Source organism: Streptacidiphilus jeojiense (assembly GCF_000719095.1).
In the GTDB taxonomy this organism is placed as follows: Bacteria; Actinomycetota; Actinomycetes; order Streptomycetales; family Streptomycetaceae; genus Streptacidiphilus; species Streptacidiphilus jeojiensis.
In genome coordinates this window covers 59,107-81,156 of record NZ_JOEH01000022.1, presented here as the reverse complement: position 1 = coordinate 81,156, position 22,050 = coordinate 59,107, and the positions used below count along the sequence as shown (strand labels likewise).

Genomic DNA, 22,050 nt, shown 5'->3' with positions numbered 1-22,050 from the left:
GCGACGGGTTCCTTAACAGCGTCCTAAGGGACCTCTACCCCTGTCTGAGCAGCCGTTCTGGCGCGCCTTCGGCCGATAGCGTCGGCTTCGGCCGGGTCCGAGGACCGTCGGTGACGCCGTGTCAGGAAGGCGCCGCCACGCTGCCCTTCCCCCACGGGGCCCGGCCCCCCAGGTACTCCGACGGAGGTAGTTCCCGTATGTCGTCACATGCCAGGTCGTCCAAGCAGGCCAAGCCCGCAGGCTCGCGCCGGCGCCGTTCCCGCCGCTCCACCGTCATCGGCGCCTCCGCCGCGGCGGCGGCCCTCGTCGGCGGCAGCGTGATCGCCCTTGCGGCCAGTGCCAGCGCGGCGACCGTCGGGGCGGTGTACTCGACCACCAGCAACTGGGGCAGCGGCTACACCGGGCAGTACGACGTCGACAACAGCAGCTCCGGCACCATCAGCAACTGGAAGCTGAGCTTCGACCTGCCGGCCGGTGCGAAGATCAGCTCGCTCTGGAACGCCACCTACACGGCCAGCGGCCAGCACATCACGGTGACCCCGGCGAGCTGGGACAGCACCCTGACCGCCGGGCAGCACGCCGTCGTCGGCTTCGTCGTCAACGGGTCGGGCGCCCCGACCGGCTGCGCCATCAACGGCGCCGACTGCTCCACCGGCAGCGCCCCCACCCCCAGCGGGCAGCCGACCACGGCCGCCCCGAGCGCGACCGCCAGCGCCAAGCCCACGGCCAGCGCCAGTGCCAGCGCCACCGCGAAGCCCAGTGCCAGCGCCTCCGCGACGCCGACCAAGACCGCGACCGCGACGCCCACCCCCAGCGCCACCACCACCACCACCGGATCCGGTAGTGGCACGGCCGCCACCAGCGGCTTCTCCCCGTATGTCGACACCTCCCTGTACCCGGCGTTCGACACCGCCGCCGCCTCGGCGGCCGGCGGGGCGAAGAACTACAACCTCGCCTTCGTCCTGGCCGGCAGCGCCTGCACGCCGGAGTGGGGCGGCGTCAGCGCGCTGGACAGCACCGGGGTCCCCGGCCAGATAGCCGCGCTGCGCAAGGCCGGCGGCGACGTCCGGGTCTCCTTCGGCGGCGCCAACGGCACCGAGCTGGCCGAGTCGTGCACCTCGGTGTCCTCGCTGGCGGCCGCGTACCAGAAGGTCATCGACACCTACGGGCTGACGAAGATCGACTTCGACATCGAGGGCGGCGCGACCACCGACACCGCCGGGATCACCCGCCGCAACCAGGCCATCGCCCAACTGCAGGCGACCGCCAAGGCCGCCGGCAAGACCCTGGAGGTCTCCTACACCCTGCCGGTGCTGCCGTCCGGACTGGTCCAGTCCGGTACCGACATCCTGCAGAGCGCCAAGAGCAACGGCGTGGACGTCGCGGCCGTCAACATCATGGCCATGGACTACGGCGACGGTGCCGCCCCCAGCCCCAGCGGCCGGATGGGCACCTACGCCATCGACGCGGCCACGGCCACCCAGGCCCAGGTCAAGAGCATCTTCGGGCTCTCCGACGCGGACGCCTGGAAGCACGTCGCGGTGACCCCGATGATCGGCGTCAACGACACCAGCACCGAGGTCTTCACCGTCGCCGACGCCCAGCAGCTGGCGACCTTCGCCTCGACCAAGCACCTCGCCTGGCTGTCCATGTGGTCCGCCACCCGTGACAAGCAGTGCGCCGGCGGCGCCCAGACCTGGGCCGACGCCAGCTGCAGCAGCATCGTGCAGTCCACGTACGCCTTCGCCAAGGCGTTCGGTGCTTACACCGGCTGACGTCGGGTAGGCGATGCGGGGCCCCCGGGGAACCACCCCGGGGGCCCCGCCCGTCTTTCCTGGGGTGACCCGCCGGGGGTGGGATGGGTTCGTCCACAAACTGGCATGATTACCTGATGGGCCCGTCGGGCGGGAGCGGCGATCCGCTAGGGTCACGCAGGGTTGGTGACAAGGAGAAGCTGCGTGACGAGTCTCGGTTGGGACACGGGAAAGGTGCGCGAGGGCGGCAGGACGTCAGCCCCCCGGGCGGCCGTCGAGGGTGTCCTGAGGGCGCTGCGGGAGGCGCCGCGCCGGGAGACCCGGATCGCCTTCTGCGTCGGCCTGGCCTCACTGGTCGTCTACGCCCTGGTCCGGCACCTGGTCGGGGTGAGCATGGTGGACATGGTCGTCTACCGCGCCGAGGGGTCCGCGGTGGCCCACGGCGGGAACCTCTACGACATCCGGGTCAGCGAGTGGAAGCTCCCGGCCACCTATCCGCCGTTCGCCGCGATGCTGTTCACCCCCACCGCCTGGCTGCCGGTAGGCCCGCTGCGGATCCTGGTCACCGCGGGCAATCTGGTCGTCCTGGGAGCCTTCGGCTACCTCTCCGCGGTGCTGGCCGACTGGCCGCGCAAGGCCATGCGTCCGGCCCTGGTCTTCCTCGTCGTCGGCCTGGGCGTCTGGCTGGAACCGGTGTTCACCACGCTGCGCTACGGCCAGATCAACCTGGTGCTCGGCGTCCTGGTGCTCTACGACCTCACCCGGCCCGACTCCCGGCGCAGCAAGGGCGTCGCCATCGGCCTGGCCGCCGCGATCAAGCTCACCCCCGGGCTGTTCGCCGTGTACCTGCTGCTCAGCGGCAGGATCAGGGCGGCCGTCACAGCCGGGCTGACCTGCCTGGCGACGATGCTGCTGGGCTTCCTGCTGCTGCCCGACGCCTCCAGGTCCTTCTGGACCACCTACGTCTTCGACACCAGCCGGGTCGGCAAGGAGTACATCGTCGACAACCAGTCCCTGCGCGGGCTGGTCGAACGTGCGATGCACACCCCGGACGGCGGGATCGTCGCGCTGCTGCTGACCGCGGTCGTCGGCATCGGCGGGCTCGCCGTCGCTGTCGGGATCCACCGCAACGCGGTCGGCTTCCCCCGCGCCCGGGCCTGGTCGGTGCTGTGCGTCGCCGTCACCGCCGTGCTGGTCTCCCCGATCAGCTGGACCCACCACTGGGTCTGGTGCGTGCCGATGATGGTGCTGCTGGCGGCCGAGGCCTCCGAGGAGCGGTCCAGGGCCAGGGCGCGGGCCCGGGCCGGGACGCCCCGGCGGCGCCGGGTCTGGCGCGGCACCCTGATCGCGACCGGGCTGGCGTTCTGCTCCTTCGCCATGTGGCTGGTCCCGCACAAGGGCCTCAGCAACCTGCACATCTCGTACCTGCTGCAGCCCTTCGCGGCGCTCTACCCGCTGGTCGGCCTGGCCTTCCTGGCGCTGGCGGGGGAGCGGCTGCGCCGCCACCTGCTGCGCGGGAAGCCGGCCGGTCCGCCGTCCGGTCCGCAGCACCCCGGCGGCCGGGTCCCCGGGCAGGCGCGGTCGTCCTCGCAGGACGTGCTGGCCGGCTGACGCGACCGCGCGGCGGGGCAGGACGGGGCGCCGGGGGCGGGCCGGGGGCGCGCGGGCGGGAACACGCATCAATGGCCAGCCAGCAGGGCGGCCAGGGCCCCGTCCATGTCCAGGCCCGCGTCCTCCCGCCCCGGCGGCACCAGTCGCAGCGCGCTCTCCAGCCAGTAGGCCACCGCACCCGCCGGGGCCTCGATCAGCGCGTCGCCGGCCGGTGAGCTGAGCGCCAGGCAGATGACGTTGCGGCCGCCCTGCCGGGTCGGCCAGATCCGCACGTCGCCGTGGCCGCAGGCCCTGAACATCCCCTCCACCAGCAGGTCCCGGGCGAACACCCAGGTCACCGGGGAGTCCTGGCCCAGGTGGAAGGTGATGTGCACGGCGTACGGGTCGTCGGCGAGGTAGCGGAACCGGGCCGGCACCGGAACGCTCCGCTCCGGCGAGAGGATCAGGTTCACCCTGACCTCCTCCCTGACCTCCCTGACGTCCTGGCCCTCCGCGTCCTCGGCATCGCCCGCGGTTCCCGCGCTTCCCGGGTTCTCCCTGTCCATGGCACTTCCCTCTTCTCCGCGGATCCGGCGGCGGCCGTTCCGTCGCCCGGTACTGGAGGAGAGCGGTGCGCGGCCGGACTCTTACACCACTCCGTGCGCCTCTTTCGCGGTTTGTCGGACATCTCGCCCTTACCGGGCCACGGTGGTACTACGCTTTGTCACTGCTCGACGACGTGGCGTGCCTGGTGCCTGCACCGCCGCCGCCCGGCAACCCGGACGAAGACGGAGCAGGTCGCATCCGATGACGGCTGTCCCACCCAGCGCTGACCCCGAGACCGACGGTCCCTCGGCCGGCTACTACCCCGACCCCTCCATCCCGGGTTTCGTCCGCTACTGGGACGGGCTGGGCTGGCTCCCGGGGACCAGCCGCCCGGCGCCCGGGCCGGACGAGGTGCTGCCGCCGCCGAGGGCCGCGGCGCGGCAGAACGGACCCTCGATGCGGTTCGTACCGCCGCCGGTCCGCAGCGGACGCCCGGAGCCGGAGCAGGAAGCGGTGGTGGACGTCCCTGCCGTTGAGCCCGAGCCCGAGCCTGAGCCGTTCGTGCCGCAGCGGGCGCTGCCGCCGCTGCTCCCGTTGGGCGGTGCCGGTGCCGTCGAGCAGTCCGGGCCGATCTTCCTGGACGAGACCGGGGTGTTGCCGGAACCCCGGGCGGCGGCGCCGGCGGCGGTCGTGGCCGAGGAGTCGGCCAGCCGGTGGATCGCGGACGCGGCGCAGCAGCGCGGCCTGATGGAGACCGGGGCGGCTCCGCGCTGGGTCTCCTGGGGCGTCGCCGAGCCGCAGGACGCCCCGCAGGGGGTCGTGGCGGCGGCTGCCGCTGCGGCTCCTGCTGCACCTACGGCCCCTGAAGCGCCGGCTCCAGCCCCCGCCCCCGTCCCCGTGCCGCCGGCCCCCAGCCCCGCCCCCGCGCCCCGGCGGCCCGCCCCCGCTGCGGCGGTGCCGGTCCGGACGCTGGGGCCGGTGCCGAGCGGTTCGAGCGCCGCCACCGGTGGCGGAGCGGGGGCTGGGGCGCGCGCCGGGGCCGCCGCGGCGTCCCGTGCGGGTGTCGGTGCGGGTGTCGGTGCGGGCGCCGGTACGGCTGCGGTTCGGGCCCGTCCGCCGGAGCCGCGACCCGCGCCGCTGGTCCGGCGCCTGGGCGCCCGGCTGCTGGACACCGCCGTGCTCGCGGCGGCCGTCTCGGTGGTCGGGGTGCCGCTGGTGCGGCAGGCGGTGACGCATCTTCAGGACAAGATCGACGCGGCCCGCGAGCTGACCGGGCAGACCCGGATCTGGCTGGTGGATCCCACCGTGCTGCGGGATGCCGGGCTGCTGCTGGTCGCGCTGCTGGTGGTCGGATTCGTCTGCGAGGCGCTGCCCACCGCGGCCTGGGGCCGCACCCTCGGCAAGGCGCTGTTCGGGCTGCGGGTGGTGGACCGGCGTTCCAAGCGGGCGCCGGCGCTGGGCCGGTCGCTGGTGCGCTGGCTCAGCCAGCTGCTCTCGATGCTGCTGCTGGTCGGCGTGTTCGGCCTGCTGGGCGCGCTGACGGACCGTCCGTGGCGGCGCGGCTGGCACGACCGGGCCGGGCGCACGCTGGTGGTCTCCGGGAAGGCCAGGGCCGCCAGGAGGAACTGATGTACCCCATTTGGCGCGACACGCCCGGGTAGGGCACAGTCTGATGAGATATCAGATGATCTACTCGTGCTATGACCACACCCGAGCCGCCCGGCGAGCCGACTCCGCCGTCGTTCGAGAAGCCCGCCGCAGGCGGCTCACCGTCCGACCAGCCGCCGCTGTACAACCCCGACCCCGCGTCGCCGCCACCGCCGCAGTCGCCGTACGACAGCAACCCCTATGAGAACAACCCCTACGGCAACGCCCAGCCCTACTACAACCCCGACGGCGGGGAGCCCGGCGGGGCGGTGCCGGGTGCGATGCCGCCGCTGGGCGGGATCTGGATCCGGCTGGTCGCCAGGATCATCGACGGGGTCCTGCTGGCGATCGTCGCGGTGCCGCTGTCCTTCGTCGCGGCCGCCGCCAGGAACAACGAGCGGACCACGGCCACCTTCGTGGTCGAGACCGGGATCCTGCTGCTCTACTTCGTCTACGAGGGCCTGATGCTGACCCTGGCGGGCGGTCAGACCGTCGGCAAGAAGGTCATGGGCATCCGGGTGGCCATGCTCGCCGACGGCTCGCCCCCGGTCGGCAGCGCCGGGTGGATCAGGGCGGCGGTGTACTCGCTGCCGAACATCATCTGCTGCGTCTGGCAGCTGGTGAACGTCCTGTGGTGCACCTGGGACCGGCCGTATCAGCAGTGCCTGCACGACAAGGCGGCGAAGACCGTGGTGGTCAAGGCCGTGCGGACGGTCTGACCCCGGCGCCCACATGCCTGGAGCGCCCGCCCCGATACCGGGCGGGCGCTCCAGGCATGTGGCGTCGACCGGTCAGTGGCGGGCGCCCTCACGCTCGCGCGCGATCGACTCCACCGGCGGGGCGGAGGCGGGACGGCCGCCGGCCACCAGCCGGCTCCGGGCCGGCTTGGCCCCGCGCCGGGCGGGCGCGGTTATCGCCAGGGCGACGGCGATGGTGCCGAGGGTGAGCCCGAGGATCATCAGCAGGCTGATGGTGAGCAGGCTGTGGGTGCCGGAGGCGGCGAGGAGCGCTACCGTCGCGACGACCACCGCGAGCGTGCCGTAGCAGATCTGGGCCGGTGTCAGACGTGGCATGGCTGTTCCGTCCTTGGGCTTCGGGGCTGCGGGCCGGGGGGTCGACTCCGCTGAAGGGGGCCTGTCGTGCTTCCGGTTGGCCTTCCGGGCTCCATCTCGTCTGACCTCTTCGGCAGGGAGTCGGGACCGGAAAGTTGGAGCCAGGTTCATCAGCTGAAATACCCGGGCCGTTGACCCGTGACGCCCAGCCTAACCTCACCAAGGGAGGCATAGGGGGCGCATCGACTCATCGAAAGGGCGGAAGGTTACCTCTGGCACATGCCGCGGGCGCCCCCGCGCGCCCCACCCGTCGCAGTGCGCCCCTCCCCGCTCAAACGCCGCTCCCGCAGGGTCAGTTGGCGAGCACCACCGGCGTGCCGGTCAGGGTCACCCCGGCGTCCTGGAGCTGCTTGAGCGCCGTCTCGGTGGACTCCTTGCCCACCCCGGCGGTCAGGTCCAGCAGCACCCGGGTGGTGAAGCCCTCCCGGGCCGCGTCCAGGGCCGTGGCGCGGACACAGTGGTCGGTGGCGATGCCGACCACGTCCACCTCGGTCACCCCGCGCTGCCGCAGCCAGTCGCCCAGCGACACCCCGTGCTCGTCGGCCCCCTCGAAGCCGCTGTAGGCGGCGGCGTGCGCGCCCTTGTCGAACACCGCCTCGATGGCGCCGGAGGTGACCGTGGGCGCGAAGTTGGGGTGGAAGCCGACGCCCTCGGTCCCGGCCACGCAGTGCACCGGCCAGCTGGTGGCGAAGTCGGGGGTGGCCGAGAAGTGGCTGCCCGGGTCGATGTGGTGGTCGCGGGTGGCCACCACATGGGCGTACCCGGCGGTGGACTCGGCCACCAGGTCGGTGATCGAGGCGGCGACCTCGGATCCTCCGGCGACCGGGAGGCTGCCGCCCTCGCAGAAGTCGTTCTGCACGTCGACGACGATCAGTGCGCGGTGCATGGCTCTCCTTGGAGCTGTGCCGGGAGGGTGCGGGGTGCCGGACGGTGACCGGGGTGGAGCGCGAGTCCGGTACAGAGAGAGTAGGGAGCGGCGCGCGTTCTCGCGAGAGGGGGGCACCGTCAGGCTCGCCCCGGGTTACAGAGCCGGTTCCGCCGGGATCAGGTAGTCGGTCGGGATGACCGGTTCGCCCTTGGACAACTGGGTCGCGGAGATCGGCAGTTGGGCCCGCGAGCGCAGGTGCCGCTCGCGCGCGGCGAGCAGCGGCTCGCGGCCGACCACGGTGCCGCCGGTGATCAGCGGGAGCTGCAGCAGCCGGTCGGCCAGGTCGGCCGGCACCGGCCCGGTGCCGACGACCTCGGCCTCGGCCACGCCGTCCTGGTCCAGCCGGCGTGCGCCCCACTTGCGCCCCCCGCGGCTGGCCTTGCCCCCGGCGGACCGCTTGGCCACCGGCACCAGCGGCGCGTCCGGGTCGTCCGAGGCGGCCCTGGCGACCAGCTTGTAGACCATCGCGCAGGTCGGCTGCCCGCTGCCGGTGACCAGCGAGGTGCCCACCCCGTAGCCGTCCACCGGTGCGCTGCCGAGCGCCGCGATGGCGTACTCGTCCAGGTCGCTGGTGACGGTGATCCTGGTCTTCTCCGCCCCCAGCTCGTCCAGCTGCCGGCGCACCCGGTGGGCCAGCATCAGCAGGTCGCCGGAGTCGATCCGGACCGCGCCCAGCTCGGGGCCGGCCACCTCGATCGCGGTGCGGACCGCCTCGGCCAGGTCGTAGGTGTCGATGAGCAGGGTGGTGCCGCGTCCCATGCTGGCGATCTGGGCGGTGAAGGCGTCCCGCTCGCTGTCGTGCAGCAGGGTGAAGGCGTGCGCGCTGGTGCCGGTGGTGGGCAGGCCGTACCGGAACCCGGCCTGCAGGTCCGAGGTGGCCGAGAAGCCCGCCACGTAGGCGGCGCGGGCCGCCGACACCGCCGCCTGCTCGTGGGCCCTGCGCGCGCCCATCTCGATCAGCGGGCGGCCGCCGGCGGCCGCGGACATCCGGGAGGCGGCCGCGGCGATGGCCGAGTCGTAGTTGAGGATCGAGAGGATCACCGTCTCCAGGATCACCGCCTCGGCGAAGCTGCCCTCGACCACCATCAGCGGCGACCCCGGGAAGTAGCACTCGCCCTCGCCGTAGCCGCGGACGTCGCCGCCGAAGCGGTAGTCGGCCAGCCAGGCCAGCGTGGTGTCGTCGACGACGCCCTGGTCGGAGAGCCAGTCCAGCTGGGGGGTGTCGAAGCGGAAGGCCTCGATCGCGTCCAGCACCCGGCCGGTGCCGGCCGTCACGCCGTAGCGGCGGCCCTCGGGCAGCCGGCGGGTGAAGACCTCGAACACCGAGCGGCGCCGCGCGGCTCCGCTCTGCAGCGCGGCCTGCAGCATGGTGAGCTCGTACCGGTCGGTGAGCAGCGCGGTGGACTGCGCTGGCGCAGTCAGTTGGGCGGCGTCCATACGATGATGCTAGCGCCATCTCGTCAGTTTGACGATTTCTCAGCAGCGACCGGCCCCGGATCGCTTGTGATTCCCCCGGATGGCAGCATTGGGGGTGTCCCGAAAAGTCGTAGCAGGACCCGCGTCGCACCCCCACCCCGCTGGACGGCGCGCGGGACCGAAGAGGAGCCACATCGTGAGCGTCGCGCCGGTCGAGATCGAGCGCACCGAGTGGGACACGTCCTCGCAGGAGACGCCGTCCCCGGACACCCCCTGGGTCACCATCGTCCACAACGACCCGGTCAACCTGATGAGTTACGTCGAGTACGTCTTCCAGTCCTACTTCGGCTACCCCAAGGACAAGGCCCGCAGGCTGATGATGGACGTGCACCACAAGGGGCGAGCCTCGGTCTCCAGCGGCAGCCGCGAGGAGATGGAGCGGGACGTCCAGGCGATGCACGGCTACGGCCTCTGGGCCACGCTGCAGCACGACAGGTGACGTACGCTCAGCCCGCTCGGCATTCCTCCCCCCGCTCGAACCTGCTCGAAAGGCGCCACGGACCCCTCATGGCCGGACTGTTCAAACCCGCTCGCCACGGTGGCGCGTCACTCACCCTCGACCCGGTCGAGGTGTCCATCCTGCGCAACCTCTCGGTCCAGATGCTGGAACTCCTCGGTCCGGGGGACGAACCGGCCGCCGACGAGGACCCGCTGGCCAGGCTGTTCGCCGAGGGTCCCAGCAAGGCGCCGGAGGACCCGGCCCTGGCCCGGCTGTTCCCGGACGCCTACGGGGAGGGCGAGGACGCCGCCGAGCTCTCCGCCGAGTTCCGCCGCTTCACCGAGAACGACCTGCGCGACCGCAAGCGCGAGGACGCCCTGGCCGTGGTGCGCAGCCTGGACGCGGCCGGCGCCGACCGCAAGGGCCGCAGCCAGGTCCAGCTCGACAAGGACGGCTGCGCGCACTGGCTCGGCGCGCTGAACGACCTGCGGCTCACCCTCGGCAGCCGGCTGGAGGTCAGCGACGACCCGGACGAGGCCGAAGGGATGTACCGGCTCGCCGACGACGACCCGCGCAAGCCGCTGGTGATGGCCTACCTCTGGCTCGGCGGGCTGCAGGAGACGCTGATCGAAGTGATCACGCGCTGACGCCTGCTTATCCTGGCGCCATGCTGACCATCACCCGAGCCCTGCACGACGCGATCGTCGCCCACGCCCGCGCCGACCACCCCGACGAGGCCTGCGGCGTCGTCGCCGGCCCCGCCGGGACCGACCGGCCCGAGCGCTTCATCCCCATGCTGAACGCCGCCCGCTCGCCCACCTTCTACGAGTTCGACTCGGGTGACCTGCTCAAGCTCTACCGCGAGATGGACGACCGGGACGAGGAGCCGGTCGTCGTCTACCACTCGCACACCGCCACCGAGGCCTACCCCTCGCGCACCGACGTCTCCTACGCCTCCGAGCCCGGGGCCCACTACGTCCTGGTGTCCACGGCGGACAGCGGCAACGACGAGGGCCCGTTCCAGTTCCGCTCGTTCCGCATTGTGGACGGCGAGATCACAGAGGAAGACGTCGAGGTCGTCGAGAGCCATGCCTGAACGGGTCGCCAGCCGCCCCCGGACCGGGCCGGGGGCGCGCCCGCATCGGTCGGGTCCCGGATGATGGGATGCGACCATCCGAGGAGTGGGACGCCCATCCCTTTCCGGGGTCGGGAATCTATACGATGAGCCCATGCGTTCCCTCGATGTGAGCACACCCGCCCCAGGCATCCGCCTCGTGGCGCGGCTGCACGTCGACCTGTGCCGCCTCGCCAGCGCGATCTGTCGCCCCAGCTGAGCCCGCGCAGTACCCCCGACTCCCGCTTTCCCGGGCTGCGTCACCGCGCCCGCAGCCAGCCCCACTCCACTCACTCCCACTCCTCAGGAGCGCAGCAGCCATGGCCATCGAGGTCCGCATCCCCACCATCCTCCGCACCTACACCGACGGCGCCAAGGCGGTCGAGGGCAACGGCGCCACCCTGGACGCGCTCTTCGCCGACCTGGACGCCCGCCACCCCGGCATCCGCGCCCGCCTGGTGGACGCCGGGCAGCTGCGCCGCTTCGTCAACGTCTACCTGAACGACGAGGACGTGCGCTTCCTGGACGGGATCAACACCGCCCTGGGCGAGAACGACGCCGTCACCATCCTCCCCGCCGTGGCCGGCGGTTCCGTCTGATGAAGTACGACACCCCCCTCGAAGCCGTCGGCAACACCCCCCTCGTCGGCCTGCCCCGCCTCTCCGCGAGCATCGACGGCAACGAGGCGGGGGCCGTACGCCTCTGGGCCAAGCTGGAGGACCGCAACCCCACCGGCTCGATCAAGGACCGCCCCGCGCTGCACATGATCGAGCAGGCCGAGGCCGACGGACGGCTCACCCCGGGCTGCACCGTCCTGGAGCCGACCAGCGGCAACACCGGCATCTCGCTCGCCATGGCGGCCAAGCTCAAGGGCTACCGGATGGTCTGCGTGATGCCGGAGAACACCAGCGAGGAGCGGCGCGAGCTGCTGCGGATGTGGGGCGCCGAGGTGATCCCCTCCCCGGCCGCCGGCGGCTCCAACACCGCGGTCCGGGTCGCCAAGGAGCTCGCCGCCGAGCACCCCGACTGGGTGATGCTCTACCAGTACGGCAATCCCGACAACGCCGGCGCGCACTACGCCGGCACCGGCCCGGAGATCCTCGCCGACCTGCCCAGCGTCACCCACTTCGTGGCCGGCCTCGGCACCACCGGCACCCTGATGGGCGTCGGCCGGTTCCTGCGCGAGAAGGTCCCCGGCATCACCATCGTGGCCGCCGAGCCCCGCTACGACGACCTGGTCTACGGGCTGCGCAACCTCGACGAGGGCTTCGTCCCCGAGCTCTACGACGCGTCCGTGCTCTCCACCCGCTTCTCGGTCGGCTCGGCCGACGCCGTCCGGGGCACCCGCGACCTGCTGCAGCAGGAGGGCATCTTCGCCGGGGTCTCCACCGGCGCCATCCTGCACGCCGCCCTCGGGGTGGGCCGCAAGGCCGCGAAGGCGGGCGAGCGCGCCGACATCGTCTTCGTCGTCGCGGACGGCGGCTGGAAGTACCTCTCCACCGGTATCTACACCGCGGCCAGCACCGAGGACGCGGTCGAGGCGCTGCAGGGCCAGCTCTGGGCCTGACCGACCGGCAGGCTGACCGACCGGCGGGCGTACCGGCCCCCACCTGTGTGACACGGGTGGGGGCGTTTTATTTGTCTGTTTCCTGATCCGGAACGGTCACAGAACGTCGACAGGGAACGATCAGTGAGCTTCTGCCTCGTTGGGCCCGGAAAAGGTTGAGAACAGTTCAGCCGACCAGTTGGTGACAACGCATCAGACCTGGTCACGCGTCCAGCCGCAGGAGGTACCGGGATGAGTCCTCGTAACGGAGAGCTCTGGTCCTACACCGAGATCGCCGCCCATATCGGCGTCAAGCCGGAGACAGTGAAGTCGTACCGGCGTCACGGAATGCTGCCCGATCCCGACGTCGTCACCGTCCTCGGCCAGCCGCGCTGGTACGCCGCCACGATCAGGGCCTGGAGCGCCCGACGCCCGCACAGCCGAGACAGATAGGACACCGGAGCAGGACACCGGACCAGGACGCCGGAGGACGGCGTACACGAGTACGGGGGGAGCGCGTAGCTCCCCCCGTACTGGTGATTCCGACCACAACCGGCCCCGCGCACAGCAGCGAAGCCTTTACGCCGCCTTACCCTCGACTCTCAGTGGTGGGGGACGCTGACTTCGCGAGGAGAGGCTGAATGGAACTGACCGTGGTGGGAAGCTCGGGGAGCTTCCCGTCAGCCGACTCTCCCTGCTCCTGCTACCTGGTCGAGGCCGAGGGCTACCGGCTGGTGATCGACCTGGGCAACGGAGCGCTCGGCGCGCTGCAGAAGTACACCGGCCTCTACGACGTGGACGCCATCCTGCTCAGCCATCTGCACGCGGACCACTGCGTGGACATGTGCGCCTACTACGTGGCCAGGAACTACCGGGTCGGCGGCTGCCCCGACCCGCTCCCCGTCTACGGCCCGCACGGCACCCCCGAGCGGCTGGCCCGGGCCTACGACATGGACGAGCACCCGGGGATGAAGGAGGTCTTCGACTTCCGCACGCTGCGGAACGGCAGCTTCACCCTGGGACCCTTCACCGTCACCGCCACCCGGGTCGCGCACCCGGTCGAGGCCTACGCCTTCCGGGTCGAGCAGGGCGGCCGCGCTTTCGTCTACAGCGGCGACACCGGGCCCTGCGAGGAACTGGTCGCGCTGTCCCGGGGAGCGGACCTGCTGCTCAGCGAGGCCGCCTTCACCGACGGCAAGGAGGACATCCCGGACCTCCACCTCAACGGCCGCGAGGCCGGCGAGCACGCCGCTAGGGCCGGGGTCGGCCGGCTGGTGCTCACCCACATCCCGCCGTGGACCGACCCGGAGCGCAACCGCAGCGATGCGGCCGCGGCCTTCGGCCACCCGGTCGAGCTGGCCCTGCCGGGGGACGTGTACTCCGTCTGAAGTCCTCTGAAGTTCCGTGAAGCCCGCACGGCGAAGGGCCGGTCCGCACCTGGGGGTGCGGGCCGGCCCTTCGCCCGGTTCTGCCGGGGTCACGCCTTGGTGATGTCCTCGATCTCCTCCTCGGGCTCGCGGCCCGGGGTGGCCAGGTTGAACCTGGTGATCGCGAAGCGGAACAGGACGTAGTACAGCGCCGCGAAGACCAGCCCGATCGGGATGATCAGCCACGGCTTGGTGGCCAGGTTCCAGTTCAGCAGGAAGTCCAGCAGGCCGGCGGAGAAGGTGAAGCCGGCGTGCACGCCCAGCATCCAGGTCACCGCCATCGAGACACCGGTGAGCAGCGCGTGGATCCCGTAGAGGACCGGGGCGATGAACATGAAGGAGAACTCGATGGGCTCGGTCACCCCGGTGACGAACGCGGTCAGGCCGACCGAGAGCATCATGCCGGCGACGGCCTTGCGGCGCTCCGGGCGGGCGGTGTGCACGATGGCCAGCGCGGCGGCCGGGAGGCCGAACATCATGATCGGGAAGAAGCCCGACATGAACTGGCCGGCGGTCGGGTCGCCCGCGAAGAAGCGGTTCAGGTCGCCGTGGACGCCGTGGTAGGTGCCGACCTGCTGCCAGAAGAAGGTGTTGACGAACTGGTGCATGCCGATCGGCAGCAGCAGGCGGTTGACGACACCGAAGATGCCCGCGCCGAGGCCGCCGAGGCTGATCAGCCAGTTGCTGAAGTGGTCCAGGCCGGTGCCGACCGGACCCCAGGTCAGACCGAAGAAGACGCCGACCAGGGTGCCGATGAAGGCCATCTGGATCGGGACCAGGCGGCGGCCGTTGAAGAAGCCGAGCCAGTCCACCAGCTTGGTGCGGTGGAACTTCTGCCACATGACGGCGCTGAGCAGGCCGATCACGATGCCGCCGAGGACGCCCGGGTCCTGCGGGCTGCCGGCCGGGTTGGCGGCGGTGACCGAGCCGGAGGCGGGGAAGGCCGTCAGCACGTTGTGGTAGACGAGGAAGCCGACGATCGCGGCGAGCGCGGTGGAGCCGTCGGCCTTCTTGGCGAAGCCGATGGCGACGCCGATGCAGAAGAGCAGCGCCATGTTCGAGAACACGCCCTGGCCGGCGGCGGCGAAGACGGCCGCGACCTTGCCCCAGTGCAGGCCCTTGTCGCCGAAGACGTCGGGCTGGCCGAGGCGCAGCAGGATGCCGGCTGCGGGGAGGACGGCGATGGGCAGCTGCAGGCTTCGGCCGACCTTCTGGAGGCCCTGGAAGAAGCCTGAGCCCCGCTTCTTTGCGGGGGCCACCGGGACGGCGGTGGTCGAGCTCATAGGGTGTTCCTTCGCGCTAAGTGGTCTACACCACTGGGTGGTGTAGACCATTTTTAGCACGCGCTTACCGGCATGTGGAGTCTCGTGTTCCAGTTGTGATGTTCGGCATCAGGGCACGTCGAAGGCCCCCGGCGGGTCGCGCCGGGGGCCTTCGGGACGGACGTCCGGGTGCTGGTGCTACTTGGTGACTTCCGCTTCCAGCTCGTCCGCGTCGTCCTCGCGCCCGGGGGTCTTCAGGTTGAACTTGGTGATCACGAATCTGAAGACCGTGTAGTAGATCACCGCGAACACCAGGCCGATCGGGATGATCAGCCAGGGTTTGGTGGCCAGGCTCCAGTTGATGGCGTAGTCGATCAGGCCGGCCGAGAAGCTGAAGCCGTCATGGACGCCCAGGCCCCAGGTCACCGCCATGGACACACCGGTGAGGACGGCGTGGATGCCGTAGAGCACCGGGGCGATGTAGAGGAAGGAGTACTCGATCGGCTCGGTGACGCCGGTGACGAAGGAGGTCAGGCCGACGGAGATCATCAGGCCCATCACCTCCTTGCGGCGGTGCGGCTTGGCGCAGTGCGCGATCGCGATGGCGGCGGCGGGGAGCGCGAACATCATGATCGGGAAGAAGCCGGAGGTGAACTGGCCGGCCGTCGGGTCGCCCGCCAGGAAGCGGTTGATGTCACCGTGGACCACCGTGCCGTCGGGCTTGGTGTAGTCCCCGAACTGGAACCAGAAGAAGACGTTCAGGAACTGGTGCAGGCCGAAGACCAGCAGCACGCGGTTGGCCACACCGAAGATGCCGGAGCCGGTGGCCCCCAGGTCGGTGATGCTGTTGGCGAAGCTGTCCAGCCCGCGTCCGACCGGCGGCCACACCCAGAGGCAGAGCACCGCGAAGATCAGGGCGACACCGGCCATGATGATCGGCACCAGCCGGCGGCCGTTGAAGAAGCCGAGCCAGTCGACCAGCTTCACCCGGTGGAAGCGCTGCCAGAAGTAGGCCGACAGCAGGCCGATGACGATACCGCCGAAGACCCCGGGGTTCTGGTACGTCGGCTCGGTGTAGACACCGTTGGTGACGACGCCCTGGGTGGCCGGGAACTTGTGCAGCACGCCGTAGTAGACCAGGAAGCCCGCCACCGCGGCCAGAGCGGTCGAACCGTCGGCCTTCTTGGCCATGCCGATCGCGACACCGACCGCGAACAGCAGCGGCAGGCCGAGCGAACCGTCGAGGAGCGCCCCGCCCGCGCCGCCGAAGACCTTCACCACGTTCTCCGGGAAGCCCCAGCTGGTGTGGATGTCGTCCTGGCCCAGGCGGTTGAGGATGCCGGCTGCGGGGAGGACCGCGATCGGCAGCTGCAGGCTGCGCCCCATCTTCTGCAGGCCGCTGATCAGGCCCTGCCACCATGGCGCCTTGGGGGCGGCGACGTTCGCCGAGCTCATGCACTCTCCTCGTCGGGCTCGCTGTTCCACTACGGACTGACGCGGGTCCGCCCCCGACGCCCTTTTGGCGGACACCCTCGAAGTGGTGTAGACCAGTTGTGCGCGAGCTCGCCCGTAACGACAGCAGGGACGACCAAAGTCCCGTTGTCGTCATCCTCGGTGAGCAGGGTGATCTTCGCGCGCGAAGTTGGGCCAACCGTGCGTTACCGTGTCAATGCGGACCAAGAGGGCGCTCCGTGCCGGAGCTCGCCCATAGGTCGGGCACACGGCCCACGGCCGAGAACAGGAGAACAACGATGGCCACGAAGGCTGAGAAGATCGTCGCGGGGCTCGGCGGCATCGACAACATCGAAGAGGTCGAAGGCTGCATCACCCGGCTGCGCACCGAGGTCAAGGACGCCTCCCTCATCGACGAGGCCGCCCTCAAGGCCGCCGGCGCACACGGCGTCGTGAAGATGGGCACCGCGATCCAGGTCGTCATCGGCACCGACGCCGACCCGATCGCGGCCGACATCGAGGACATGATGGAGTAACGCTCCGTCATCCGGGCCCTACCGGGCCCACCTGGACTGCCCTCGCGAGGGGCACAGCCGGCGGCCCGCGCCGTCCGTCCGTCCGACCGCACGACCGGTCGGTCCGGAGGGGGCGCGGGCCGTCGGCGTCTGCTTGGTCTTCCGGCCACAGCAGCGGATAGGGTCGGAACCATGACACGCAACGACGGCCGCAGCCTCGACCAGCTCCGCCCCATCACCATCGAGCGGGGCTGGAGCAAGCACGCCGAGGGCTCGGTCCTGGTCTCGTTCGGGGACACCCGGGTGCTCTGCACCGCCAGCGTCACCGAGGGCGTCCCGCGCTGGCGCCGCGGCAGCGGCGAGGGCTGGGTCACCGGCGAGTACGCGATGCTGCCCCGCGCCACCAACACCCGCAACGACCGCGAGTCCGTCCGCGGCAAGATCGGCGGACGCACCCATGAGATCAGCCGCCTGATCGGCCGTTCGCTGCGCGGCGTGGTCGACACCCGTGCTCTGTCCGAGAACACCATCGCCATCGACTGCGACGTCCTCCAGGCCGACGGCGGGACCCGGACGGCCGCCATCACCGGCGCCTACGTGGCCCTGGTCGACGCGGTGCGCTGGGCCCAGGAGAAGAAGATCACCCGGGCCAAGGCCGAGCCGATCGTCGGATCGGTGAGCGCGGTCAGCGTCGGCATCGTGGGCGGGCTGCCGATGCTCGACCTCAACTACGAGGAGGACGTGCGCGCCGAGACGGACATGAACATCGTCTGCACCGGCGACGGCAAGTTCGTCGAGGTCCAGGGCACGGCGGAGGGCGCACCGTTCGACCGCGACCTGCTGAACCAGCTGCTGGACCTGGGACAGCTGGGCTGCGCCGAGCTGGACGAGATCCAGCGCAAGGTCCTGGAGGGGTGACCGGCATGACTGACCGTCTGATCCTCGCCACCCGCAACGCGGGCAAGGTGGTTGAACTCCGGACCATCCTCGGCGACGCCGGGCTGGGCGTCGAGCTGGTGGGCGCCGACGCCTATCCGGAGATCCCCGACGTCGTCGAGACCGGGGTCACCTTCGCCGAGAACGCCCTGCTCAAGGCGCATGCGCTGGCGCAGGCCACCGGGTTCCCGGCAGTGGCTGACGACTCCGGCCTCTGCGTGGACGTCCTCGGCGGCGCCCCCGGCATCTTCTCGGCCCGCTGGGCCGGCCGTCACGGCGACGACAAGGCCAACCTCGATCTGCTGCTCGCGCAGCTCGGCGACATCGCCGCCCCCCACCGCGCCGCCTACTTCGCCTGCGCCGCGGCGCTCGCCCTCCCGGACGGCACCGAACGCGTCGTCATGGGCCGCCTGCGGGGCACCCTCCGGTTCGAGCCGGTGGGGACGAACGGCTTCGGCTACGACCCGATCCTGCAGCCGGACGGGTACGAGGTCACCTGCGCGGAGCTGTCGCCGGAGGAGAAGAACGCGATCAGTCATCGTGGCGAGGCCTTCCGCGGGCTCGTCCCGGTGGTGCGGGAACTGGTGACGGCGGGCTGACGGTCCGGGTCATTCCGCCTGGCCCGGCCCCACCGACGGTGTTGGATGGCCGGATGGATGAGCAGATCGTGAACCGGCTGCACGAGGCGGTGCGGCGGACGGCGGAACTTACCAGCGGACGGGTGGCCAGCGGGCGGGGCCACGACGAGGCCGATGACTCCGTCGGCACCATCGGCACCGACGACGCCTGCGGCTTCGACCCGTTTCCGCTGCTGCGGTCGCTGCACCGGGCCGGAGCCCGGGCGGTGGTGATCGGTCAGGTTGCCGGGATCCTGCACGGCTCGAACGAGCTGACGGGTGATCTGGACCTGCTCTGGAGCGGGGATCCGGCCCAGGCCGGAGGGTTGGTGGCGGCCCTCTCGGCGGTGGGCGGCTCTCTGAGCGACGACGACGGCGCGCCGATCGCCCTGGAGCCGGGCGCCTTCCTGTGCCCCAAGGTCCAGTTCTCCTCGCCGGGCGCCAGCGGCGACTGCTGCACGCCGGCACTGCCCTGGGGCACACTCACCGTCGCCGACTACCTGGACCGCGCCCTGACCGCCACCGACCGCGACGGCTTCGAGATCCACTACCTCCGCCGCGAGGACCTGATCAGCATGCGCAGAGCAGTCGGCCGCCCCAAGGACCTCCGCCGAGCAGCCGAACTCGAAGCCCTCTGAGGGCCGCCTGCTCGTGAAGGCGGGCGGCCCCTTGGACAGTGCGCTCGGTGGGATTCGAACCCACAACCCCGGCCACCTAAAGACCGTCTCTCTTGCCAATTGGAGTACGAGCGCATTGCGTGACTACCGCGTCTCGCCACTGCGGTAGCTGCCTAGATTATGGCATCCGGTCGGTCACTCGATCACCAGGATCCGCCGGTTGCGGCCGCGATAGGTGGGCGTCTGGCTGTGGCAGCAGGGGCACAGGTAGCGCAGATTCTCGGCTCGGCTGTCGAGCCAATTACCGTCGATGTGGTCGATCTCCAGGACCAGAGGCTTCCCGTTCCAGATCTGCCCCACTCCGCAGTCGGTGCAGAGGTACGATCTGCCGATCTCGTCCAAGGCGCGCCGCAGGCGCGTGTTGGAGACGCGAGTGGAGCCGGGTGGGTATTCGACCAGGATCTCTGCTGCTGAGCGGCGCTGGGGAGAGGGCAGATTCTTGAGGTGCCCCTGGCCGGTGAAGTGGGACGTATCCAGGTTGTGCACCTCGATGCTGTGCATGGTCAGGCTGCGGGATGCGCCACCGTAGTTGAGGTCCAACAGGCGGATCACGCCGGTGATGCTCCCGGAGTCCGCAACGGCCGGCTCCAGTACCTGCCGGGGGATGAGTCCCCCGAACTTCCGTACCGGCGAACGACCGGTTGCCGTTGCCGCGGCGAAGTGCGACGTGTCGATGCCGAAGTGGGTCAGTCGGCTGGTCAGATACGAGTAGGCGCTGTTGTAGGGCGCGATGCCCAGATACCGCATGACGTCGCCCACACTCCGGGAATGCACTGCTGCTTCGGCCAGTGCTTCTCTCGTGTACGTACGGCGCGCCTGCGTGGGCCTATTGAGATCGGTGAAGTGTGACGTGTCGATGCCGTAGTGCCTGAGCCGTCTGCTCAGGTAGCTGTGAGTGCCGCCGGCCAAGGGCACATCGAGGCGGCGCATCATCTCGGTGATGCTCTTCGATGCGGCGGCAACCTCGGTGAGCAGGTCCTGGGTGTACTTCAGGGTCGGCATCTGGATCTCCTCCAGGCGGCCGACGAAGCGTCGCGGACCGGAGGGCGTGCACGAGCATCCACCTGGCCGGGTCGCGGGGGCGTCGTCTGCCGAGTGGGCGGTGGTTTGGGTTCGTATGGGTCAACGAGGGGGGAACTGGTGGGTTACGCCGTTCGAGGTGTGAGGTGGATCACATGCCGTGGGAGGTGTGGGTGGCGTGAGCATGGTTGTGGTTGAGACCAATAGGACTAGGCCACTTTGGATGGCTGGGGCTCTGAGCTGGCCATCTGTTGAACCTTAAGGGAACTTAAGTGATGTGTTGCTGAATGGGGTCTTGACGGGCGGGGATGGTCCAGGCCAATTTATCCGTCAACAACGGTGGTTACCCGGGAGTCGTGTGGGGGTCTCGGATCCGACTGCCGCAGCAGGTCCGCAGGTGTCAGTCACGGATGGTTCATGTTGCGGAGGCAGAGATGGTCGGTAGGCCCACACAGACGGGGGCCCGGCGGGTACTGGTGGCGGCGTGTTGCGGCGCGCTGCTGGCGGCCGGCGGCTTGCTCACCGTCGGCGGGAGTGCCCAGGCGAGTACGGCACAGTTGCTGGTCAACCCCGGGTTCGAGAGCGGGAGCCTGAGCGGTTGGACCTGTTCGACGGCGGACAAGGTGGTGACGAGCCCGGTTGCGGCGGGCTCGTACGCGCTGTCCGGTACGCCGGCCGGGTCGGACTTCGCGCAGTGCGCGCAGACGGTCGCGGTCGCGCCCAACTCGACGTACACGCTGAGCGGGCAGGTGGAGGGGAGCTACGTCTACCTCGGGGCCACCGGGACGGGCGTTACCGCGAGCAACTGGACGCCCAGCGCCACGAGTTGGCAGACGCTGTCGACGACGTTCACCACCGGTGCCAGCACCACCTCGGTGCAGGTGTACGTGCACGGGTGGTACGGGCAGGCGGCCTTCGGGGCCGACGAGCTCTCCTTGAGCGGGCCACCGGCCGGCGGGACGACCTCCACGCCCACGGCGACGGCCAGTTCCAGCCCCACGGCGAGCTCCAGCCCGACGGCCAGCGCCAGCCCCACCGCCAGCGCGAGCCCCACCGCGACGGCGACCACGCCGCCCACCGACACCGGGTTCCGGCACCCGGTCTACATGATGCCGCTGGACAACAGCCCGCAGTCGATCTCCGACGTGATCACCAACTCCGGTGAGAACGAGTTCCTGTTCGCCTTCGTGCTGGACTCCGGCGGCTGCACCCCGGCCTGGGACGGCAGCGCCTCCTCCACCGTCGCCTCCGACACCGCCGTGCTGGCGGACGTGAACGCCGCCCGCGCGGCCGGCGGCGATGTCGCGGTGTCCTTCGGCGGCTACAACGGCACCGAGCTGGGCACCAGCTGCGGCAGCTCGTCCGCGCTGGCCGCGGCGTACCAGCAGGTGATCAACAAGTACAAGCTCACCCGGATCGACCTGGACTGGGAGAACGGCAGCCTGGACGCCAACATGGCGGTCCGCTGGGGCGCCATCAAGCAGCTCGAGGCGGCCAACCCCAGCCTGAAGGTGACGCTGACGATCCCGATGACCACCATCGGGCTCCCGGACACCGGCCGGGACGAGATCCAGCAGGCGATCAACGACGGGGCCCGGATCGACCGGGTCAACATCATGGACTTCGACTTCGGACTGAGCGCCGGCACCGAGACCGCCGCCGCCGAGACCGTGGCCAACGACGTGGTCGCGCAGCTGGAGAAGCTCTACGGCTGGGACGCCGCCACCGCGTGGGCGCACCTCAGCGTGCAGCTGATGAACGGTCACACCGACCAGCCCAGCGAGCTGTTCACCCAGTCGACCTTCACCGACCTGCTCGGCTTCGTGCAGGCCAACCACGCCGCGGCGTTCTCCTACTGGGACGTCAACCGGGACCGCGCCTGCGACCCGAGCGTGGTGCACAACTGGGCCGACGGGGCGTGCAGCAGCGTGACCCAGAACGCCTACGACTTCACGAAGATCCTCACCCAGTTCAACGGCTGAGAAGCGGTTC

The 22,050-nt window shown here is 70.8% G+C and carries 24 protein-coding genes and 1 tRNA gene; 17 read left to right on the top strand and 8 right to left on the bottom strand.

Annotated features, from left to right (window positions below):
• Nucleotides 1-197 precede the first annotated feature (197 nt).
• A complete protein-coding gene (locus IF29_RS0127960; RefSeq protein ID WP_051726105.1) occupies nt 198-1,775 on the top strand; it encodes a cellulose binding domain-containing protein in 1,578 nt (525 codons plus the stop codon).
• A gap of 183 nt (nt 1,776-1,958) precedes the next feature.
• The gene (locus tag IF29_RS0127955) at nt 1,959-3,365 is read left to right on the top strand and encodes a glycosyltransferase 87 family protein (RefSeq protein ID WP_051726104.1); all 1,407 of its coding nucleotides are present in this window, start codon (nt 1,959-1,961) and stop codon (nt 3,363-3,365) included.
• Nucleotides 3,366-3,433: 68 nt separating this feature from the next.
• On the opposite strand, the gene IF29_RS0127950 is transcribed toward IF29_RS0127955, so the two are convergent.
• Nucleotides 3,434-3,910, bottom strand: a complete 477-nt coding sequence (locus IF29_RS0127950) for an SsgA family sporulation/cell division regulator (protein ID WP_084715079.1) — start codon at nt 3,908-3,910, stop codon at nt 3,434-3,436.
• A gap of 241 nt (nt 3,911-4,151) precedes the next feature.
• Here IF29_RS0127950 and IF29_RS0127945 point away from each other — a divergent pair, with 241 nt between their 5' ends.
• Together IF29_RS0127945 and IF29_RS0127940 are read left to right on the top strand one after the other, a co-directional pair.
• The gene (locus tag IF29_RS0127945) at nt 4,152-5,519 is read left to right on the top strand and encodes an RDD family protein (protein WP_030260526.1); all 1,368 of its coding nucleotides are present in this window, start codon (nt 4,152-4,154) and stop codon (nt 5,517-5,519) included.
• 71 nt (nt 5,520-5,590) lie between these two features.
• A complete protein-coding gene (locus IF29_RS0127940; RefSeq protein ID WP_037596930.1) occupies nt 5,591-6,256 on the top strand; it encodes an RDD family protein in 666 nt (221 codons plus the stop codon).
• 72 nt (nt 6,257-6,328) lie between these two features.
• Here IF29_RS0127940 and IF29_RS46305 read toward each other — a convergent pair whose 3' ends face one another.
• From IF29_RS46305 to IF29_RS0127925, 3 genes are all read right to left on the bottom strand, one after another.
• Nucleotides 6,329-6,610 (bottom strand): hypothetical protein, encoded by a 282-nt coding sequence (locus IF29_RS46305; RefSeq protein ID WP_037596928.1) that lies wholly within the window; start codon nt 6,608-6,610, stop codon nt 6,329-6,331.
• Between the two features lie 331 nt (nt 6,611-6,941).
• Nucleotides 6,942-7,535 carry a nicotinamidase gene (locus tag IF29_RS0127930; RefSeq protein WP_030260518.1) on the bottom strand — a complete coding sequence of 198 codons (594 nt, stop codon included), beginning with the start codon at nt 7,533-7,535 and terminating at the stop codon, nt 6,942-6,944.
• Nucleotides 7,536-7,670: 135 nt separating this feature from the next.
• Complete coding sequence (locus IF29_RS0127925) at nt 7,671-9,014, bottom strand: nicotinate phosphoribosyltransferase (protein ID WP_030260516.1); 1,344 nt, start codon at nt 9,012-9,014, stop codon at nt 7,671-7,673.
• A 175-nt stretch (nt 9,015-9,189) separates the two neighbouring features.
• Here IF29_RS0127925 and clpS point away from each other — a divergent pair, with 175 nt between their 5' ends.
• The 8 genes from clpS to IF29_RS0127890 all read left to right on the top strand — a co-directional run bounded on the left by clpS (nt 9,190) and on the right by IF29_RS0127890 (nt 13,540).
• Entirely contained in the window at nt 9,190-9,492 is a 303-nt protein-coding gene (clpS, locus tag IF29_RS0127920; RefSeq protein ID WP_030260512.1) for an ATP-dependent Clp protease adapter ClpS, read from the top strand.
• Nucleotides 9,493-9,560: 68 nt separating this feature from the next.
• Nucleotides 9,561-10,139, top strand: a complete 579-nt coding sequence (locus IF29_RS0127915) for a DUF2017 domain-containing protein (RefSeq protein WP_030260509.1) — start codon at nt 9,561-9,563, stop codon at nt 10,137-10,139.
• Between the two features lie 20 nt (nt 10,140-10,159).
• Nucleotides 10,160-10,588 (top strand): M67 family metallopeptidase, encoded by a 429-nt coding sequence (locus IF29_RS0127910; RefSeq protein WP_030260506.1) that lies wholly within the window; start codon nt 10,160-10,162, stop codon nt 10,586-10,588.
• A gap of 133 nt (nt 10,589-10,721) precedes the next feature.
• Nucleotides 10,722-10,826: a putative leader peptide gene (locus tag IF29_RS48825; RefSeq protein ID WP_332262562.1), complete on the top strand. Its 105-nt coding sequence runs from the start codon at nt 10,722-10,724 to the stop codon at nt 10,824-10,826.
• Between the two features lie 100 nt (nt 10,827-10,926).
• The gene (locus IF29_RS0127905) at nt 10,927-11,205 is read left to right on the top strand and encodes a MoaD/ThiS family protein (protein WP_030260503.1); all 279 of its coding nucleotides are present in this window, start codon (nt 10,927-10,929) and stop codon (nt 11,203-11,205) included.
• The gene (locus tag IF29_RS0127900; RefSeq protein WP_030260501.1) at nt 11,205-12,173 is read left to right on the top strand and encodes a PLP-dependent cysteine synthase family protein; all 969 of its coding nucleotides are present in this window, start codon (nt 11,205-11,207) and stop codon (nt 12,171-12,173) included. The genes IF29_RS0127905 and IF29_RS0127900 overlap by 1 nt, the downstream gene beginning before the upstream one ends.
• A gap of 231 nt (nt 12,174-12,404) precedes the next feature.
• On the top strand, nt 12,405-12,605 hold the full coding sequence (locus IF29_RS0127895) for a MarR family transcriptional regulator (protein ID WP_030260499.1): 201 nt from the start codon (nt 12,405-12,407) through the stop codon (nt 12,603-12,605).
• A gap of 188 nt (nt 12,606-12,793) precedes the next feature.
• Nucleotides 12,794-13,540 (top strand): MBL fold metallo-hydrolase, encoded by a 747-nt coding sequence (locus IF29_RS0127890; RefSeq protein WP_030260496.1) that lies wholly within the window; start codon nt 12,794-12,796, stop codon nt 13,538-13,540.
• A gap of 89 nt (nt 13,541-13,629) precedes the next feature.
• Here the strand turns inward: IF29_RS0127890 and IF29_RS0127885 are convergent, their stop codons facing one another.
• Nucleotides 13,630-14,862 carry a PTS transporter subunit EIIC gene (locus tag IF29_RS0127885; protein WP_030260494.1) on the bottom strand — a complete coding sequence of 411 codons (1,233 nt, stop codon included), beginning with the start codon at nt 14,860-14,862 and terminating at the stop codon, nt 13,630-13,632.
• Between the two features lie 177 nt (nt 14,863-15,039).
• The gene (locus IF29_RS0127880; protein ID WP_030260491.1) at nt 15,040-16,296 is read right to left on the bottom strand and encodes a PTS transporter subunit EIIC; all 1,257 of its coding nucleotides are present in this window, start codon (nt 16,294-16,296) and stop codon (nt 15,040-15,042) included.
• 296 nt (nt 16,297-16,592) lie between these two features.
• Here IF29_RS0127880 and IF29_RS0127875 point away from each other — a divergent pair, with 296 nt between their 5' ends.
• The 4 genes from IF29_RS0127875 to IF29_RS0127860 all read left to right on the top strand — a co-directional run bounded on the left by IF29_RS0127875 (nt 16,593) and on the right by IF29_RS0127860 (nt 18,999).
• On the top strand, nt 16,593-16,829 hold the full coding sequence (locus IF29_RS0127875) for a PTS sugar transporter subunit IIB (RefSeq protein ID WP_030260490.1): 237 nt from the start codon (nt 16,593-16,595) through the stop codon (nt 16,827-16,829).
• Nucleotides 16,830-17,000: 171 nt separating this feature from the next.
• Nucleotides 17,001-17,726 (top strand): ribonuclease PH, encoded by a 726-nt coding sequence (gene rph / locus IF29_RS0127870; RefSeq protein WP_030260485.1) that lies wholly within the window; start codon nt 17,001-17,003, stop codon nt 17,724-17,726.
• Between the two features lie 5 nt (nt 17,727-17,731).
• A complete protein-coding gene (gene rdgB, locus IF29_RS0127865) occupies nt 17,732-18,343 on the top strand; it encodes an RdgB/HAM1 family non-canonical purine NTP pyrophosphatase (protein WP_030260483.1) in 612 nt (203 codons plus the stop codon).
• Between the two features lie 53 nt (nt 18,344-18,396).
• Nucleotides 18,397-18,999: a hypothetical protein gene (locus IF29_RS0127860; protein ID WP_030260481.1), complete on the top strand. Its 603-nt coding sequence runs from the start codon at nt 18,397-18,399 to the stop codon at nt 18,997-18,999.
• A 39-nt stretch (nt 19,000-19,038) separates the two neighbouring features.
• On the opposite strand, the gene IF29_RS0127855 is transcribed toward IF29_RS0127860, so the two are convergent.
• Nucleotides 19,039-19,113 (bottom strand) — tRNA-Leu (locus IF29_RS0127855).
• A 60-nt stretch (nt 19,114-19,173) separates the two neighbouring features.
• Nucleotides 19,174-20,040: an HNH endonuclease signature motif containing protein gene (locus tag IF29_RS0127850; RefSeq protein WP_030260478.1), complete on the bottom strand. Its 867-nt coding sequence runs from the start codon at nt 20,038-20,040 to the stop codon at nt 19,174-19,176.
• Nucleotides 20,041-20,492: 452 nt separating this feature from the next.
• Between IF29_RS0127850 and IF29_RS45285 the strand changes: the two genes are divergently transcribed.
• Nucleotides 20,493-22,040 carry a carbohydrate binding domain-containing protein gene (locus IF29_RS45285; RefSeq protein WP_084715073.1) on the top strand — a complete coding sequence of 516 codons (1,548 nt, stop codon included), beginning with the start codon at nt 20,493-20,495 and terminating at the stop codon, nt 22,038-22,040.
• The last annotated feature ends 10 nt before the right edge of the window (nt 22,041-22,050 follow it).